The following is a 17535-nucleotide window of genomic DNA, read 5'->3' as shown; positions in this document are numbered from 1 at the left end:
ACCGCCTCGATTTCAGCTTGTGCGTCCTCGTGAGCGGCTGACCTGATAGAAGGGCGCGTCGGGGAATGCATGGAGGGTAGGCGGTGATCTTGGCTACGGCACAACAACCTTCCTGCGCGGGCCTGAGTGCCAAAGCCTAGTGCCAGAGGGTTCGCGTTTGACGCGGTCTGGCCTCCCAAGAAAATGCGGCTACCGTCGGGACCTGTTCGACGGTAGCCAGTCTACCCTGGGAGGAGGGAGGGGAACATGCGCGTGGATGACTTCGATAGCTTTGCCTCAGGTCTCCAGGCAACGAGTGATATCTTACACAGCTGTACAAGCGGTGGGCTGCGGCATTCTGCGGATTCGCAAGCATGTTGTTTGGTTTGTTGGTCGCCGTGAAGCTATTTAAGCTGAGACTTGTCTTGCGCGGCTGTCAGCGCATACGCGTTCAAACTACGCCCGACGATGGCGCAGGGCGCACAATACGCCCATCATGTCGCTGGTGATTTCAGCCCCTTGCGCTCGCCTCCAGAACGGACGGGATTTCTTAGAAATCCATGCGGGGAGCACAGCGCGCTTCAGCGCGGGCATGATCGAGGTCGCACGATATTTTTCGGCAATGAATTTTGAGTCCTGACCCTTGTTCCTCTAGTAACTAGAGAGATTAGAAGGGAAGCAGTCTGAACCAACCAGTGGCGGGTGAACCGATGCCATCTAAGCAAAACGGCCAGAACCATGCTCCCGGCCACGTACATGACCACCGACGCGCCGGCTCCGACCACGAGCACTTCCACGGCGGCCTTGGCCACGTCCACGCGCCAGCGAGCTTCGGGACGGCCTTTGCCGTCGGCATCGGGCTCAACACCGCCTTTGTGGCCATCGAAGCCCTGTTCGGGTTCTACGCGAACTCCATGGCGCTGCTTGCCGACGCAGGTCACAACCTGTCCGACGTCCTGGGGCTGGTCGTCGCCTGGATCGCCGTGCTCCTGGCGAGAAGGCTGCCTACGCCGAAATACACCTATGGCCTCGGAGCGTCATCGATACTGGCGGCCCTCGCAAACGCCATGCTGTTGCTGGTGGCGGTTGGCGCGATCGCCTGGGAGGCGGTGCAGCGCCTGTGGGAGCCGATGGCCGTCGGAGGTATGACGGTGATGTTCGTGGCCGGAATAGGCATTCTGATCAACGGTCTGACCGCGTATCTGTTTGCTTCAGGCCGCAAGGGGGACCTGAACATACGCGGCGCCTACATGCACATGGTGGCCGACGCGGCTGTCTCGGCAGGGGTAGTCATCGCCGGGTTGCTGATCATCCAGACTGGTTGGACCTGGGTCGACCCCGCCGTGAGCCTCGTCGTTGTGGCCGTCATTCTGTGGGGGACGTGGGGGCTGTTCCGCGGGAGCGTCGCGCTCTCCCTTGATTCTGTTCCCGACAATGTCGACGCTGAGGGCGTGCGCGCGTTCCTGAGCGGATTGCAGGGGGTAGCCGAAGTTCACGACCTGCACATCTGGCCGATCAGCACAACGCAAACGGCTCTCACGGCTCACCTGGTGATGCCAGCCGGAAGCCCCGGCGACGAATTCCTGTTCGATGTCCACGCGGCTCTGCGCCATGACCACAACATAGGACACTCGACACTTCAGGTGGAAACTGGTGAGCATGCATGTCCTCAGGCCCCTCGGGAAGTGGTGTAGGGCAGGCAATGCCTTGCGTCTCGGGCAGCTTGAGGTTTTATATTCGCGTGCAACCCGGTCGCCCCACCGACCTACTTTTCCGCCTGGCGCAACCATCGCCATGATATGAACTCACCAATCCGCAATGCTCGCAACGAATCACGAAAGCATGATCCGAACTGTGGCTTCCTTTGCCCAATATCACTTTGCCGGACTGCTCCACGGCAGGAGGCAATGCCGTCGCAGCCTCGTGGCTGCGGCGCTCGCGCTGGCGCTTTCAGGCTGCGTGACCCTCGACGACCTCGGCGATCCGACGCCGGAGCTTTCGTCGAAGCTGATCGCGCAAATGGCGAAGAAGGGCAGTACGCCGCAAAGCCCTGTGCTTGTGCGCATTTTCAAGCAGGAAAGCGAGCTTGAGGTCTGGAAGCAGAACAGGGCGGGAGAGTATGCCTTGCTCAAGACCTACCCGATGTGCCGATGGTCGGGGAAGCTCGGCGCGAAGACCAGGGAAGGAGACCGCCAGGCACCGGAAGGCTTCTACCACGTCTCGAATTGGATGCTGAATCCCAAGTCTCAGTACTACCTTTCGTTCAATCTCGGCTATCCCAACAAGCTTGAGGCGGCGCTTGGCTATACGGGCGAGGCCCTCATGGTGCATGGCGCATGCTCGTCGTCGGGGTGCTACGCGCTGACGGACCAGGGCGTCAGCGAAATCTACGCGGTTGTCCAGCGCGCGCTCGCGGGCGGGCAGCAGCAGTTCCAGGTTCAGGCCTATCCGTTCCGCATGACGGCGGAAAACATGGCCCGCCACAGGAGCGATCCGAATTTCGGCTTCTGGCGCAACCTGAAGCAGGGCTACGACATTTTCGAAGTGACGAAGCGCCAGCCGACAGTGTCTGCCTGCGGCGGCAGGTACGTCTTCAATAGGGAGTTCGTGGAAGGGGAGCCGAAAGACCCTCTCGCTGCGTGCCCACCCGGAGAAACCGACGCCGGGCTGGTCGCGAGGCTGGCGACCGAAGAAAAGAAGCTCAGCGGGCTCCTCGCGGAGGATTCATCCACTCCGGTCAACGGCTATGTGGACGGCGGCATGCACCCGACCTTCCGGGCGCTCCTGAAGGAAAACGGCGCAGCCAAGCTGGCCGCGAAGATTTCGACGACCAAGTACCCGATCAGCCGGCCGGATGCGGCGCTCGCGGACCCTTACGACGGGAGCTGAGGCGCAGCCTAAACATCAGTCGCGAAGGACGATGGCTTCAAACGTCGCCGGGCGGCGCGAAGAAGCAGTTCAAATCGTCCTCGATCGGATTCAGACAGATGTGATAGCCGCCGGCGCCGGAAAGCATTTTCTTCCCGCCGCCGCCATCCGCGCATCGCAGCTGGGGATAGGTCCAGGATTTGCCCGCCGAGTGGGCATTGGAGATTGTCGGGGCGAGCAGCGCAGGCGCGCAAAGGATGACAAGCATCCCTGTCCGCCGGAAAGGCAACCTCCGTGAACAGCCCCGACCGTCCCGAGCCGATACGATGCTACAGCGCCGCGCGTCTTTTCAGACGTGCAAAGGACGCTGTAACACTTTGAATCTACGCATCGTGCTTTCCGAAAATCGATTCCGATTTTCGGGCCGATGCGCTAGCCGATCCGCGGATCAGGCAAGCAACAGCCCGCCGCCGGACTCAGCCTTGCTTCGAGAGATAGGACTTGAACGCCTGCAGTGTTTCACCGCTGACGTAGTGCTCGATGCCCTCGGCGTCGATGCGCGCGGTCTCGGCGCTAATGCCGAGGGCACGAAGGAAATTCTCGACGATTTGATGTCGATCCCGGCTTCGCTCGGCGAGTTCCCTGCCTTGCGCGGTCAGGAAGACGCCGCGATAGGGCTTCTGCTGGATGAAGCCGTCCGCCGCCAGCCGCTTCAACATTTTGGCGACCGTCGGCTGGGCGACGCCGAGCCTCTGCGCGATGTCGACCTGGCGTGCCTCGCCGCCATCGGCGATCAGGTCGGCGATCAACTCGACGTAGTCCTCGATGAGTTCGGTGCGCCGGCTGTTTCGCGTCTGGCGAAAGCTCTCGACCTGCGTATCCGCGTCGACGAGGACGCCCTGAAATGTCTCCGGTGTCGGCTTGATCGACATGCCATTTCCTCTGCGCATTACCGAAAAAATCTTAGCTGCGGCTATACCAGATTGCAACGCACTAAAATTCCTCACATCGACGATGAGGGCAGCCGAAACTGACAAATCGCACTTATAGCCATTGCTATATTATAGGTACCGTGCTTCTATAGATTGAGTTTGCTATATGAGGGTTCGTTCATGCGCGGCTGGTTGCCATCCCTTCTCAGTCGCCGGGGCTTTCTCGGCGCAGGCCTTCTCGCGACGGCAGGGGCCTCGGTGACCGCCCGCGAGTCTCTCGGACAGGCGGGCGCGCCGCAGGGACACGGCAGTCATGGCGGGCCGTACGCTCCTAACCCCGCAACCCCCGATCATGCAGCCTCCCACGGCGCCATGATCACCGTCGGTGACGTCGATTATGCACGGAACGGCTTCGACCCGACTTCCATGCTGACGGACTGGTATACAGGCGAGGTTTCGACGCTGCCCGGCGGCCGCCGCTTGCGCAGCTTCGAGGTGACGGCGGAGGAAAAGGAGATCGAGATCGCGCCGGGCGTGATGTTCCCGGCCTGGACGTTCGACGGCCGCGTTCCCGGTCCCGCTCTCCGCGCCACCGAAGGCGAGCGGTTGAGGATCGTCTTCAAGAACTACGGATCGCATCCGCACTCGATGCATTTCCACGGCATCCACGGTGCTCGGATGGACGGCGTTCCGGGCGCTGGCGTCATCCAGCCGGGCGAGGAGTTCGTCTACGAGTTCGACGCCAAGCCGTTCGGCTGCCACCTCTACCACTGCCATGCGCTGCCGCTTGCCCGACACATGCACAAGGGCATGTATGGCATGTTCGTCGTCGATCCCGACCCCGATCGGCATCCCGAGTTCGCCGACGTCGCCCGCTCGCGGCTGCTGGGCTCGCCGGAGAATGGTAAGTGGCAGGAACTGGCGATGGTGATGAACGCCTTCGACACCAATTTCGATGGCGAGAACGAGTTCTACGCCTGCAACACGATTGCCCACTGCTACGCCAAGCGGCCGATCAAGATCGCGCGAGACCGGCCGGTCCGCGTCTATCTGGTCAATGTGACGGAGTTCGACCCGATCAACTCGTTCCACCTGCACGGCAACTTCTTCAACTATTTCGACCAGGGAACGACGCTAACGCCGACGCTGAAAACCGTCGACCTCATCACCCAGTGCCAGGCGCAGCGCGGCATTCTCGAATTCAACTATGCAGACCAGGGCCATGAGCCCGGTCTCTATATGTTTCACGCACACCAGTCAGAATTCACCGAGCTCGGCTGGATGGGCATGTTCGATGTCGTGGAGACGCTGTCATGAACGAGCGAGTGGTCGTCGATCACGATATTCCGGTCGCCGAACGACGCGCTCGTCGCGCAGGCCTGCTGTGGCTGCTGGCTCCCCTTGCCGTCCTCGCCGCCGCGCTTTGGGGGCTGGTGGCGGCCGACCCGCTCGCGGGCTTCAACAACGGCGCGCCGCCCGTGGAGAACCTGACGGTCGAGCGCACGGTCCTTGATCAGGACGGCTTGCGCCTTCTTGTCCGTGGCGGCGGCTCCGAGGCCATGAACATTGCCCAGGTTCAGGTGGACGCGGCCTACTGGCAGTTCGAGCAGACCCCTCCCGGACCGATCGCACGCGGCAGCACCGCCTGGATTTCGGTCCCCTTCCCATGGGTTCTGGGCGAGGCCCACAAGGTCACCCTTGTCACCAATACGGGCGCGACCTTCGAACACGAGATTCCCGTCGCCGTGCCGACGCCAGTCGCGACTTCCGCAACCCTGTCGTCGCAGGCGCTGCTCGGTGCCTTCGTCGGCATCCTCCCGGTGGCGATCGGCCTGATGTTCTATCCGGCCCTCCGGGGAGCGGGGCCGTGGATGATGCGCTTCCTGCTGGCGATGACGGTCGGCCTCCTCGGCTTCCTGTTCATCGACACGCTTGAGGAGGCGCTGGAGTTCGCGGGGCAATCCGCCGCCATCTTCCAGGGCTCGGCGATGGTGTTTCTCGCGGCCGCCGCGGCGTTCCTGTTGCTGATGGCGATTTCGCGGCGGGAGGGGAGGCCGAGCGGCCTTGCGCTCGCCACCTACATCGCGCTCGGCATTGGGCTGCACAACCTCGGCGAAGGCCTGGCGATCGGTGCGGCCTTCGCCGCGGGTGCCGCGGGCCTCGGCGCCTTCCTCGTGATGGGCTTCACGCTGCACAACATCACGGAAGGCATCGCCATCGCCGCACCAATCTTGAAGGCGAGGCCGCTGCTCTGGCGGTTCGCCGCCCTGGCGCTGCTCGCAGGCGGACCGGCCGTTCTCGGCATGTGGCTCGGCAGCCTCGCCTACGCCCCCCATTGGGCGGCGCTTGCCCTCGCCATCGGCGCTGGCGCGATCCTGCAGGTGATCGTCGAGGTCTCGGCATCGATGATCCGGACGCACGAGGGACGCCTGTCTGGCCTGCTGACCACGCCAGTCATGTCCGGGATCGCCGTCGGCGTCGCATTCATGTACGCGACGGCCATGCTGGTGAAGATTTAGGGCGGTCCAGCAGGAGTATTGGACATTGCTCCGAACCGCTCGTGCGCTCCAGCGCACGAGCTCAGATCCTCGACCTGCAGGATGGGCAGCGGCATGATTTGGGCGGCGGCGTCATCCTCGCGCTGCTGGTCATCGCGCTCGTGATTGCGTCCTGCTCGACGAACAGCAGCCTGCCCCGGCCTGAGCACGCGCCGCATTTCCGAAAGCGCCGCACCGGCTCCCGGAATAGTCCAAAGGGAAGCAAACTGTCGTCTTCTTAGAAGCAAGCAGACGATCCGCCGACAGTCCGGCTGTCGCGCCCAGTGCCACGGACATTTTTTCGGCCCACGCTGTTGTCCCTCCAGTGGCTAGAGGTTGTAGGGTGCGGATCGTTGGTAAAAGGAGACGTCATGAACGAGGGCTTGCCTGTCAGAACTCGCTACCGAGTCGGAGGAATGGACTGCGCTTCGTGTGCCGGGAAGATAGAGAATGCCGTAACCCGTCTCCCCGGTGTCAACGAGGTCGGCGTGTCGGTCTCGGCTGGAACGCTTTCCGTGCTTCACCAGCCGGCGCTCAATCTCGCGGCGGTGGAACGCCAGGTGAAGGCTCTGGGCTTCACGATCGCTGCGGCAGACGCACCCGCGAAGCAGGAGCTTGCGGGGGATCATCATCCACCGGCCGAGGAGGCGCCGTGGTGGAGAACCACCAAGGCGAAGCTGACGATCGGCTGTGCGGTCGCGCTCGGGCTTGCCTATCTGCTCGGCAAGGCCGTTCCACAGGTCGAGCATTGGGCCTTTCTGGCGGCTCTGTCCGTGGGTCTTGTGCCCGTGGCGCGCCGGGCGGTCACCGCGGCACTTGCAGGAACGCCGTTTTCGATAGAAACCCTGATGAGCATTGCCGCGATCGGCGCGGTGTTCATCGGCGCGACGGAGGAGGCCGCAACCGTCGTCCTGCTGTTTCTCGTCGGCGAGATGCTGGAAGGCGTTGCCGCCGGACGCGCGCGGCAGAGCATCCGCGGACTGGCCGACCTCGTCCCGAAACAGGCGCTCGTCGAGCGCGACGGCGGCTTCGAGGAGGTCGCCGCCGAGGCGCTGCCGATCGGCGCTGCCATCATGGTACGACCCGGTGATCGGATCGCCGCCGACGGCACCATCGTGGACGGCGAGAGCGCGGTCGACGAGGCCCCCGTGACAGGGGAAAGCGTCCCAAAACGCAAGTCGGTCGGCGATACGGTATTCGCGGGCACCATCAACGTCGATGCCGTGCTGAGGGTACGGGTGACCGCGACCGCGGCGGACAACACCATCGCCCGCGTCGTGAAGCTCGTCGAGGAAGCGCAGGAAAGCAAGGCCCCGACCGAACGGTTCATCGACCGCTTCTCCAGGTACTACACGCCCTTCGTGCTCCTGATCGGCGTTGCGGTTGCCGTCCTGCCGCCTGCGTCCATGGGAGAACCCTGGCTGGAATGGGTCTACAAGGGGCTGGCGGTTCTGTTGATCGGTTGCCCTTGCGCGCTCGTCATCTCGACGCCTGCGGCGATCGCGGCGGGACTCTCCGCTGGCGCACGGCGGGGCCTGCTGATGAAGGGAGGTGCCGTGCTCGAACAGTTTCGCCGGGTGACGGCGGTGGCGCTCGACAAGACGGGCACACTGACCCTGGGCAAGCCCGTGGTGACCGACATCGTCGCGGCCGGCCGCAGCGAAAAGCAGGTCCTTGCGATGGCCGCCGCACTCGAAGCGGGGTCGTCACATCCCCTGGCGCTCGCGATCCTCAACCGGGCGAAGGCCGACAAGGCCCCGATTCCGCCCGCGTTCAACGCTAAGGCCTTGGCGGGCAGGGGTGTCGCCGGCAGCGTCGGCGGAGAAACCGCGATCCTGGCTTCGCCGCAGGCCGCCCACCAGATCGCGCCCCTCCCGGAGGAGATGAAGGACCGCATCGCGGCGTTCAACGACGAAGGCAAGACCGTGTCGGTTCTGCTGGTCGGGACCGATGTCGCGGGTCTCATTGCCATGCGGGATGAGCCGCGTCCCGACGCTGCGGCTGCGCTCCGGTCGCTGAGGGAGGACGGGATAGCCACGGTGATGCTGACCGGCGACGACCGCCGTACCGCCAGCGCGATCGCCGGCAGGCTGGGCATCGAGGCACGGGCAGAGCTCCTGCCGGAAGACAAGCAGACGATCGTCAGAGAGCTGAAGGCCGGGGGAGCCGTCGTCGCCAAGGTCGGTGACGGCATCAACGACGCGCCCGCCCTCGCTGCGGCGGACATCGGCATCGCCATGGGCGGTGGCACCGACGTCGCGCTCGAGACGGCCGATGCGGCCGCGCTGCATGGCCGCGTGGCGGACATCCCCGACATGGTGCATCTGTCCCGCACCGTCATGGGCAACATCTGGCAGAACATCACCATCGCCCTCGGACTGAAGGGAGTTTTCCTGGTGACGACCATCCTCGGCATGACCGGGCTGTGGCCTGCCATTCTCGCCGATACCGGAGCTACGGTTCTGGTGACCGCAAACGCGATGCGCCTGCTCGGCTGGCGCGGCCGCCAATACTAAAGGACGGACAATGCGCTTTCCTACCTGCTGACTTTCGCCACCTTCGTCGTCACCCCGGTCACGGACACGATTTCCAGGCGGGCAGCCTCAAAATCGATCACCCGATCATCCGCGAGACCCCGCCGATGGCCATGGTCCCGGCTTGGCCGCAAGCATAGGGAGGTTCACGTAGGAAATCCGCAGCCAAAGGACTCGGCGTGTCGCTGGCGATATCGGCGCCATCGCGCCACCTTGAGGGAGTTAGGGCGGCTGGACGCCATCATGTTCGGGAATTGCCTGCCCCCGAAAATTGTGCGACAAATTCCTCGCTGTCGTGCTGGGAGAGCATGAGAGCGTTGGGAGCAGAGATATTTCCGGCAATGCGTGACGCAGCGGAGGCTGGTCCCGTCGCCCAAATATGCTTGGGAGGAGAGCCATGCCACGGACCGATTCGTCCGTTCACCCGCTTTCAATAAAATCCGCATTGGTGATCGATGATCATCCGCTCTATTGCGATGCCTTGGCTGCGACGATGGAGAGCGCATTCAACACGCGCCGAATTCGAATGGCGACCTCGCTGGCTGAAGCCCTGCAGCAATTGCGCCTACGGTTTTCACCCGACCTGATCATGCTTGATTTGAACTTGCCCGATGCATCAGGCCTCAGCGCCTTTCTCAAGATCAAGGAGAAGACACCCGAGATTCCGGTGATCGTGATCTCAGCGATGACGTCGCAGGGGATCATCCAGTCGGTCCTTTCCGCCGGTGCCGCGGGGTTTATTCCGAAGGATATCGGTCGGGAGAGCTTCTACAAGGCGATGCATGATATCTGGAACGGCAAGACCTATGTGCCGCCCGGCTATACGATGCCTGCCCGCACCCCGGCAGCTTCGGACCTGTCGCTGGAAGCTATTTCGCGCAAGATTGCCCATTTGTCGCATCAGCAGACCCGCATATTGGGGCTGATCTGCGAAGGGATGCCAAACAAGCTGATCGCCTACGAGTTGCAGCTGGCCGAGGCGACGGTCAAGGCGCATATCACCGCGCTTTTGCGCCGGCTGGGCGTTCATAATCGCACACAGGCGGCGATGCTGGTGCGCGAAGTCTCAATCCGCCATAGCCTTCAGTAGGCGCGGAGGATGACGGCGCATGACGGCTGTCGATGATCTTGACAGCAAACCCCCGGAGGCCGTGCGGCTCGCCGTCTCGCGTGCCGACAATGCGGCGGTTGTCGTTGCCGAGCTCAAAGGCCAACTGACGGCGGCAAGGCCGAGCTTCATCCTTTTGTTCGTGCCCCACCGGCTTCAACTCGACGATCTGGCCCAGGCCGTCCGGACGGGCTTTCCGGATACCGTCGTTTTCGGCTGTACAACGGCGGGCCAGATAACACCAAGGGGGTATGAGGACGACGCGTTGCTGGCGATCGCCTTCGAGCGGCGGCACTTCCGGGTAGCCTCCACCTTGTTCAAACCGATCTCCCCGGTTTCAATTGCCGAGGTCGTGTCGCAGACGGAACGGCTCGCCTCGCAGTTTCGCGCAACGCCGGGCCGAAAGCGGCTTGCGCTGATTTTTGCCGATGGGCTGTCGAAACAGGAGGATATCCTGATGGCGGCCCTGGAGGCCGGATTGAAGGATGTCCCGGTGTTCGGCGGATCGGCCGGCGACGGGCTCAGGTTCGAGAGGACGCATGTCCTGCGCAATGGCGAGTTCCACAGCAACGCCGCGCTTCTTCTGCTGCTGGAAACCGACCTCGCCTTCAACGGTCTGGGCTTCGACCATTTTCAGCCCACGGAAACCTGTATGGTGGTGACGAGCGCCGTTCCCGAAGAGCGGCTGGTTCTGGAGATCAATGGTTCCCCGGCAGCGGAGGAATATGCGAGGCTCGTAAAAGTGCCGGTTGCTGAGCTGTCGCCGACGATCTTCGCCGAGAACCCCGTTCTCGTGCGCAACGGCAATCTCTATCATGTGCGGGCAATCCAGCAGAATCAGGGCAAGCATGGGCTCACCTTCCTTTCCGCAATCGACGACGGCCTGCTGTTGCGGCTCGGTCGCGGCAAGGAAATCATCCGTACGCTGGATTCCGGACTTGCGGTGGCAGACAAGGACGGTGAAGCGCCTGACTTCATTCTGGGTTTCGACTGCTACCTGCGCAAGCTCGAGATCAAGCGCAAGGGCTTGGACGCTGCAGCGTCCGAACAGTTCCGGCAACGCCGGGTGGTGGGGTTCAACACCTATGGGGAACAGCATCTGGGCGTGCATGTGAACCAGACCTTTGTCGGTGTCGCCTTCTTCCGACCGAAAGGGAGCATGCCGCTGTGATCAATCCGGACGAACCCTACGAAGTCCAGATCGCCAAGCAGGCCAAGATCATCGAGGCGTTGATTAACCGCGCCGAGCGTGGCCATGAAGTCGGAGGTTCCGCCTATTCGCTCTTCGAATCGGCCATCGCACTGCAGACCGCGGTCTGGGAGAAGACCAAGGATCTCGAAGAGGCCCTCGACACGCTCGACCGAGCATCGAGTGAGCTCGAAATTGCCCGCCAGGCGCAGGAGCGCATACAGCGAAATCTTGCCGACGCCATGGTCGCGATGGAAGGCGGCTTCGCCCTCTTCTCCGAAGACCGGCTGCAGGTCTGCAACGCCCAGTTCCGGAACTTGCTTCCGGATATCGAGCCACTGATCAAGCCAGGGCTCGAGTTCGATGACTATCTCGCGGCCGTCAATGCCAGCCGGTATCTGAGCCCTGATTTAAACGGGGTTATCGGCCGCGCCCAGCTATTGCTGACGGGCCAGAGGCCTGGTCGGCGCTTTTCGTCTTTCGTGATGGTGCTGAGAAACGATCGTTGGTTCCAAATCTCGTGCAGGCAGACCAGTTCCGGCAACATTGCCGTCCTGCAGACCGAGGTGACCGACATCGTCAGGGAGAACCGGCGCGAGAAGAACCGTCTCATCGACCAGCACACGCATTTTCTGCAGGCCGCTTTCGATCACATGTCGCTTGGGATTTGCACGTTTTCCTCCCGTGGGGACTTGCTGGTTCGCAATGAACGCTTCGGCGAACTTCTCGGCGTGCCGCTTGCGCTTTTGAAGAAGGGAAGCCGCTTCCAGCGGATCGTCGAACATGTCGAGCGCCACGAGATACTCGAGCGTAAGGGCCGCCGAGCCGAATTCGCCGGCTGGTTCAAAGCGCTGCGGCGCGGCGCGACGGTGCAGGAACGGTTGAGGCGTCGCGACGGGATGAGCCTCGACATTCGCATTCATTCCTCGCCTGACGACGGTTTCATAGTGTCGATCATGGACGTGACGAAGGAAACCGAAGCGGCGGAGCTGCTTGAACAACGTGTAGTGGAGCGAACCGCCGAACTGACCGAGGCCAACCGCCTGCTGCAGATCCATGCCAATGAGCAAGCACAGATCGAGGCAGCGCTTCGCCAGGCCAAGGAGGCGGCCGAAGCAGCCCATACCTCCAAGACTCGCTTTCTGGCCGCAGCCAGCCATGACCTTCTCCAGCCGATCAACGCCGCGAAACTCTATCTCTCGATGCTGACGGACATGGTTGACCAGCCGGCAGCAGAGGACGTGGTCAATCGCCTGAATCGTTCATTTGCCTCGACAGAGTCGCTTTTGCAGGCGCTGCTTGATATTTCGCGCCTGGACAGCTCGGCGGCAGAGTTCAACATCACCTCGTTCGACCTTGGACGTCAGCTTCAAGGCGTAGTCGAAGATCTGGCCCCCTTGGCGGCAGAAAAGGGCATAGACCTGCGCCTTGTCCCTTCGACTCGCTGGGTGACCAGCGACCAGCGGTACTTGATGCGTTGCGTCCAGAATTTGGTGGTGAACGCCATCCAATACACCGAGCAGGGCCGTGTTCTCGTCGGCTGCCGTCCGCGCGGCGGCCGGCTCAGGATCGAGGTTTGGGATACCGGTCTTGGAATTTCGGAGGAGGACCAGAGCCGGATCTTCAATGAATTTACCCGCGGCGGCGGTGTGGGAAAAGGCACCGGTATGGGGCTCGGCCTGTCCATCGTCGAGCGGGCCTGTCGGCATCTCGATCATCCGATCCGTCTGATCTCACGGCCCGGCCGTGGGTCGGCCTTTTCGATCGAGGTGCCGCTCGCAGCGGCTGGCTGTGTTCGCGCTCCTCCGATCGAGAAGGCAGAGCCGGCACTCGATGGCAGTCTGGATCTCATCGTCATGGTCGTCGAAAACGACGCCGACGAGCTTCACGCAATGACCCAGATGCTCGAGAGCTGGGGAGCGAGTGTCCTGGCAGCCGGCTCGACCGCCGAGGCGGCAACGTTGATGCAGGAATTCGGCACAGCACCGGACATCGTGTTGGTCGATTATCAGTTGGACGACGGCGACAATGGCATCGAAACGATCCGTACGATGCGGGCGCTGGCGGGGGACGAAATCCCTGCGATCATCATATCCGCCAATCGGCAGCGGCAATTTCTGCAGCTCTGCAACGAATTGTCGTTCGCGGTGCTCCCGAAGCCGGTGCAACTGTCACGGCTGCGCGCTCTGATCGATTGGAACACCCGCGCCCGCGTGGCTTGAATAAACACATACAAAGGTCTCCCGTGACATCGAAGCAGCCATTGCTAGCCTAAGCGCCAAGCCCAAACACGGGTTCACAACGGGAGGTCCGCGGTGCGTGCTGTTTTTCTGCTTGCCCTATCGCTGCTGTGTGTCGCGTCGGAACCGCTGGCGGCTGCTCAGACTTACGAGCTTCTCTTCCGATCGACAGCCCTGAAGGATCTCGAGGCGGCTACAGGTGAGACCACAATCGTTTATGAGAGGGTCGTTTCGGGCGCCGACACAGTTGAGGTGGGCGGCAGCGACAGCATCGACCTCAAGATTATATCCAGTGGCAATGTCGCCATGACACTTCATCGCGGCGGCCGATCGCGCGGACTTGGCGACTATCCGGCTTCGGTCGGCAATCCCCTCATCATGTACTTCCTTGAAAGCGTCCTTGCCGATATTGCCAATCAATCGGGCGGCAGCCCCTACTATCTGCGCAACCGCATCAAGGAGGCCTTGCTGCGGGATGCGCAGATCATGCGGGTGTCGCTACGCCATCAGAACGCAGATATTCGTGCACGGGTGGTGACGATTCGACCCTTCAGGAACGACAAGGCGCGCGAGCGGATGGGGCGGTTTTCCGAACTGGCGCTCACGGTAACCGTGTCGGAAGACATTCCTGGCTGGTACTATTCGCTGGCTGCAACCGTTCCTGCCGCCTCCGGAGGGAATGAGGCTGGCTATTCCAACGCGATCACTTTCAAAGCGACCGGGGAGAAGCCATGATGATGCGCGCTGTCATATCGGCGCTGGCAATCGCCGCATGGTCGCTGCCGGCGGACGCCCAGAGCATGTCCGAGCGGCTGAACGATTATCCGACCGAGGTCCGGGCTGATTATATATTCGGTTGCATGGCGGTCAGCGGCCAGAGCCGAGCGGTGCTCGGCAAATGTTCCTGCTCGATTGATGTGATCGCATCGATCCTGCCCTATGACAAATATGTCCAGGCCGAAACCGTACTGTCTCTCCAGCAGGCAGGAGGCGAGCAGGTGGCCATGTTCAAGTCGGCGGTGGTTCCCCGCACGATGGTGGCCGATCTGAGGCGTGCCCAGGCAGAGGCGGAAATGCTCTGCTTCTGAACCCAAGCTTTTGCAGCGGCGCGCGTCTTTTCGGACGCGCGACGGTCACTGGGCACTGTCGACCGCTGAGTCATTGTTTTGAACCGGGTAGGCTTTGAGAAAAACAGCCAATGGGCGACATGCCTTAGTCTAGCGCATCGGATCGGAATCGATTTTCGGAAAGCACGATGCGGGATTCAAAGTGTTACAGCGTCCTTTGCGCGTCTGAACGACGCGGCACTGTAGCCGGGCGGCTACTTCTGCAGAGCGTCGTCGAAGCCGTCCGTGTCGACGTCACGGGCGCTGCAGGCCGGGGCGTCGTTGTCGGTACGCTCAGCGCGGCATGTGCTTGAGCAGGATTTGGGCGATGGCATAGGCGCGTTTCTCGAGAATCACCGGTGTTTCGCAGACATAAGTGAGCGCCTGCGAGCGATCGCGATAGATGCGTTCGTCCCAGTCGATCTGTTCCTCCAGCTTGTCGATACGGTCGAAATCCGGGTTCTTCTCGCGCACAAGCCCCGCCATCTCGACCCGGCTGCCGTCGATGCGGGACGAGAGCGCGATCTGGCTGCGGGAATAGCGGGCAATACCCGCGATCAGCCGCTGACGCGTCCCGGCGATGTTGTCAAAAACGCTGTAAAAAATGGTGCCGAGCACTTGACCGTCGACCTGCTTGTTCCGCTCCACGAAGGCCGCAACAAGCGTCTCCGCCTCTTCGAGGGTCACTCGGCGAAGCGACAGTGTCTCCACGAGCTCGTCTGCCGCAGGCGAAAGCTGGACACGGACGACCGGCCCCGGCCACATCAGACCCGCGGATAGGCTCTCGACTTTGCGCTGAATGCAGGGCCAGTCGGGATCGGAAAAATCTGCGGCGCCTGCGATGGCGGGAACTTGCGCTAGGCAAAGCGCCAGACCAAGCGCATGACGGGCGGCTCTCATCTTTGACGTCTCCGTGGTCGCATGAGCGTCAGTATAGGGTGACCACGGGAGAAGCCAAAGGTCGCGTTTTACACACTAAGGTCGCAATTGTCTTTGCGCTTTGGTCCGTCTGTAATCTGCTCACAAGGCCCGCTGGCCGCCTGACATAACGCCGTTACTCGGAGGCATTCATGCGCACACGCGCTGCTCTGGCTGTTGAAGCCGGAAAACCCCTTGTTGTGACTGAAGTCGAGCTCGAAGGCCCGCGGGCCGGCGAGGTGCTGATCGAGGTCAAGGCCACCGGCATCTGCCACACCGACGATTTCACCCTGTCGGGCGCCGACCCGGAAGGGCTGTTTCCGGCGATCCTCGGCCATGAGGGCGCCGGCATCGTCGTCGATGTCGGCCCCGGCGTCACCAGCGTGAAGAAGGGCGACCACGTCATTCCGCTCTATACGCCGGAATGCCGCGCCTGCCCGTCCTGCCTCAGCCGCAAGACCAATCTGTGCACCGCCATCCGCGCCACCCAGGGGCAAGGCGTCATGCCGGACGGCACCTCGCGGTTTTCGATCGGCAAGGACAAGATCCACCACTATATGGGCTGCTCGACCTTCGCCAACTTCACCGTGCTGCCGGAGATCGCCGTCGCCAAGGTCAATCCGGACGCGCCGTTTGACAAGATCTGCTACATCGGCTGCGGCGTCACCACCGGCATCGGCGCGGTGATCAACACCGCCAAGGTCGAGATGGGCGCCACCGCCGTCGTCTTCGGTCTCGGCGGCATCGGCCTCAACGTCATCCAGGGCTTAAGGCTTGCCGGCGCCGACATGATCATCGGCGTCGATCTGAACAACGACAAGAAGGTCTGGGGCGAGAAGTTCGGCATGACCCACTTCGTCAACCCGACCGAGATCGACGGCGACATCGTCGCTTATCTGGTCAACATGACGAAGCGCGGCGCCGACCAGATCGGCGGCGCCGACTATACCTTCGACTGCACCGGCAATGTGAAGGTGATGCGCCAGGCGCTGGAGGCTTCGCATCGCGGCTGGGGCAAGTCGGTGGTGATCGGCGTCGCCGGCGCCGGCCAGGAGATTGCCACGCGGCCGTTCCAGTTGGTCACCGGCCGCCAATGGATGGGGACCGCCTTTGGCGGCGCCCGCGGCCGCACCGACGTACCGAAGATCGTCGACTGGTACATGGAAGGCAAGATCGAGATCGACCCGATGATCACCCACACCCTGCCGCTCGACGACATCAACAGGGGCTTCGAACTGATGCATTCGGGGACAAGCATCCGAAGCGTGGTCGTCTATTGAGCGTGAAGATGGAACTCGTAACGCAAAATCAATGTTTCGGCGGGACGCAGTCGGTCTACCGGCACGCGTCCGACGTCTGCGGCGTCGAGATGACCTTCGGCCTCTATCTGCCACCGCAGGCGCGAACGCGCCCGGTGCCGCTTCTGTGGTATCTCTCGGGGCTCACCTGTACGCATGAGAACGCCATGATCAAGGCGGGCCTGCAGCGCCACGCGGCGCAAGAGGGGCTGGCGCTGGCTTTCCCCGATACGTCGCCGCGCGGCGAAGGGGTCGCCGACGACGAGGCCTACGACCTCGGTCAGGGTGCGGGGTTCTACGTCAACGCGACGCAGAAGCCCTGGGCACGGCACTACCAGATGTACGACTACATTGTCACGGAATTACCCGCCTTGCTTGAGGAGCACTTACCGCTCAATGGGGTCAGCGGCATCACCGGTCATTCGATGGGCGGCCACGGTGCGCTGACGATCGCCTTTCGCAATCCGGAAAAGTTCCGCTCGGTTTCCGCTTTCGCACCGATCGTCAATCCGACCCGGTCCAATTGGGGCCGTAAGCAGTTCTCGGCCTATCTCGGTGACGATGAAGCCAATTGGGGCAACTACGACGCCTGCCTGCTGTTGAGTGAACTCGGCTGGCGTGGCGACATCCTCATCGATCAGGGCGCGGCGGATCAGTTCCTGGCGGAGCTGCAACCCGAGGCGATGGCCCGGCTGCTGGCGGAGCGCCGGCAGGCCGGCGTCGTGCGGCTGCAAGCCGGATACGATCATAGCTACTACTTCGTGGCGAGCTTTGGCGAAGACCACGTGCGCTGGCATGCAGAGCGGCTGAACGCCGCGTAAGGGAG

15 protein-coding genes are annotated in these 17535 nt (G+C 62.5%); 12 read left to right on the top strand and 3 right to left on the bottom strand.

Annotated elements, in window-relative coordinates:
• Window positions 1–689: 689 nt before the first annotated feature.
• Together ATC00_RS18695 and ATC00_RS18690 are read left to right on the top strand one after the other, a co-directional pair.
• Complete coding sequence (locus tag ATC00_RS18695; protein ID WP_064253918.1) at window positions 690–1673, top strand: cation diffusion facilitator family transporter; 984 nt, start codon at window positions 690–692, stop codon at window positions 1671–1673.
• 148 nt (window positions 1674–1821) lie between these two features.
• Window positions 1822–2868, top strand: coding sequence for a L,D-transpeptidase family protein (locus tag ATC00_RS18690; RefSeq protein WP_234782355.1), 1047 nt, complete (start codon window positions 1822–1824; stop codon window positions 2866–2868).
• A gap of 37 nt (window positions 2869–2905) precedes the next feature.
• On the opposite strand, the gene ATC00_RS18685 is transcribed toward ATC00_RS18690, so the two are convergent.
• Together ATC00_RS18685 and mntR are read right to left on the bottom strand one after the other, a co-directional pair.
• Window positions 2906–3115 (bottom strand): hypothetical protein, encoded by a 210-nt coding sequence (locus ATC00_RS18685; protein WP_064253917.1) that lies wholly within the window; start codon window positions 3113–3115, stop codon window positions 2906–2908.
• A 208-nt stretch (window positions 3116–3323) separates the two neighbouring features.
• On the bottom strand, window positions 3324–3779 hold the full coding sequence (gene mntR, locus ATC00_RS18680; protein ID WP_052035327.1) for a manganese-binding transcriptional regulator MntR: 456 nt from the start codon (window positions 3777–3779) through the stop codon (window positions 3324–3326).
• Window positions 3780–3959: 180 nt separating this feature from the next.
• Between mntR and ATC00_RS18675 the strand changes: the two genes are divergently transcribed.
• The 8 genes from ATC00_RS18675 (at window position 3960) to ATC00_RS18635 (ending at window position 14475) form a co-directional block, all read left to right on the top strand.
• Window positions 3960–5096, top strand: a complete 1137-nt coding sequence (locus tag ATC00_RS18675; protein ID WP_064253916.1) for a multicopper oxidase domain-containing protein — start codon at window positions 3960–3962, stop codon at window positions 5094–5096.
• Entirely contained in the window at window positions 5093–6298 is a 1206-nt protein-coding gene (locus tag ATC00_RS18670) for a ZIP family metal transporter (protein ID WP_082912421.1), read from the top strand. The genes ATC00_RS18675 and ATC00_RS18670 overlap by 4 nt, the downstream gene beginning before the upstream one ends.
• 389 nt (window positions 6299–6687) lie before the next feature.
• Window positions 6688–8832, top strand: coding sequence for a heavy metal translocating P-type ATPase (locus ATC00_RS18660; RefSeq protein WP_064253914.1), 2145 nt, complete (start codon window positions 6688–6690; stop codon window positions 8830–8832).
• Between the two features lie 415 nt (window positions 8833–9247).
• Window positions 9248–9940 (top strand): response regulator, encoded by a 693-nt coding sequence (locus ATC00_RS18655; RefSeq protein ID WP_064253913.1) that lies wholly within the window; start codon window positions 9248–9250, stop codon window positions 9938–9940.
• 19 nt (window positions 9941–9959) lie between these two features.
• Window positions 9960–11129, top strand: a complete 1170-nt coding sequence (locus tag ATC00_RS18650; RefSeq protein WP_064253912.1) for an FIST signal transduction protein — start codon at window positions 9960–9962, stop codon at window positions 11127–11129.
• Window positions 11126–13369 carry a hybrid sensor histidine kinase/response regulator gene (locus ATC00_RS18645; protein ID WP_064253911.1) on the top strand — a complete coding sequence of 748 codons (2244 nt, stop codon included), beginning with the start codon at window positions 11126–11128 and terminating at the stop codon, window positions 13367–13369. The genes ATC00_RS18650 and ATC00_RS18645 overlap by 4 nt, the downstream gene beginning before the upstream one ends.
• A gap of 93 nt (window positions 13370–13462) precedes the next feature.
• Window positions 13463–14122: a hypothetical protein gene (locus ATC00_RS18640; RefSeq protein WP_064253910.1), complete on the top strand. Its 660-nt coding sequence runs from the start codon at window positions 13463–13465 to the stop codon at window positions 14120–14122.
• Complete coding sequence (locus ATC00_RS18635; RefSeq protein WP_064253958.1) at window positions 14122–14475, top strand: hypothetical protein; 354 nt, start codon at window positions 14122–14124, stop codon at window positions 14473–14475. The genes ATC00_RS18640 and ATC00_RS18635 overlap by 1 nt, the downstream gene beginning before the upstream one ends.
• Before the next feature lie 312 nt (window positions 14476–14787).
• On the opposite strand, the gene ATC00_RS18630 is transcribed toward ATC00_RS18635, so the two are convergent.
• The gene (locus ATC00_RS18630) at window positions 14788–15393 is read right to left on the bottom strand and encodes a hypothetical protein (protein WP_064253909.1); all 606 of its coding nucleotides are present in this window, start codon (window positions 15391–15393) and stop codon (window positions 14788–14790) included.
• Between the two features lie 170 nt (window positions 15394–15563).
• Between ATC00_RS18630 and ATC00_RS18625 the strand changes: the two genes are divergently transcribed.
• Window positions 15564–16691 carry an S-(hydroxymethyl)glutathione dehydrogenase/class III alcohol dehydrogenase gene (locus tag ATC00_RS18625; RefSeq protein WP_064253908.1) on the top strand — a complete coding sequence of 376 codons (1128 nt, stop codon included), beginning with the start codon at window positions 15564–15566 and terminating at the stop codon, window positions 16689–16691.
• A gap of 8 nt (window positions 16692–16699) precedes the next feature.
• Window positions 16700–17530 (top strand): S-formylglutathione hydrolase, encoded by an 831-nt coding sequence (fghA, locus tag ATC00_RS18620; protein WP_064253907.1) that lies wholly within the window; start codon window positions 16700–16702, stop codon window positions 17528–17530.
• Window positions 17531–17535: the final 5 nt, after the last annotated feature.

It is taken from the genome of Sinorhizobium americanum (assembly GCF_001651855.1).
GTDB classification, from domain to species: Bacteria; Pseudomonadota; Alphaproteobacteria; order Rhizobiales; family Rhizobiaceae; genus Sinorhizobium; species Sinorhizobium americanum.
The sequence above is the reverse complement of the archived record's forward strand: the minus strand, read 5'-3'. Positions and strand labels throughout refer to the sequence as shown.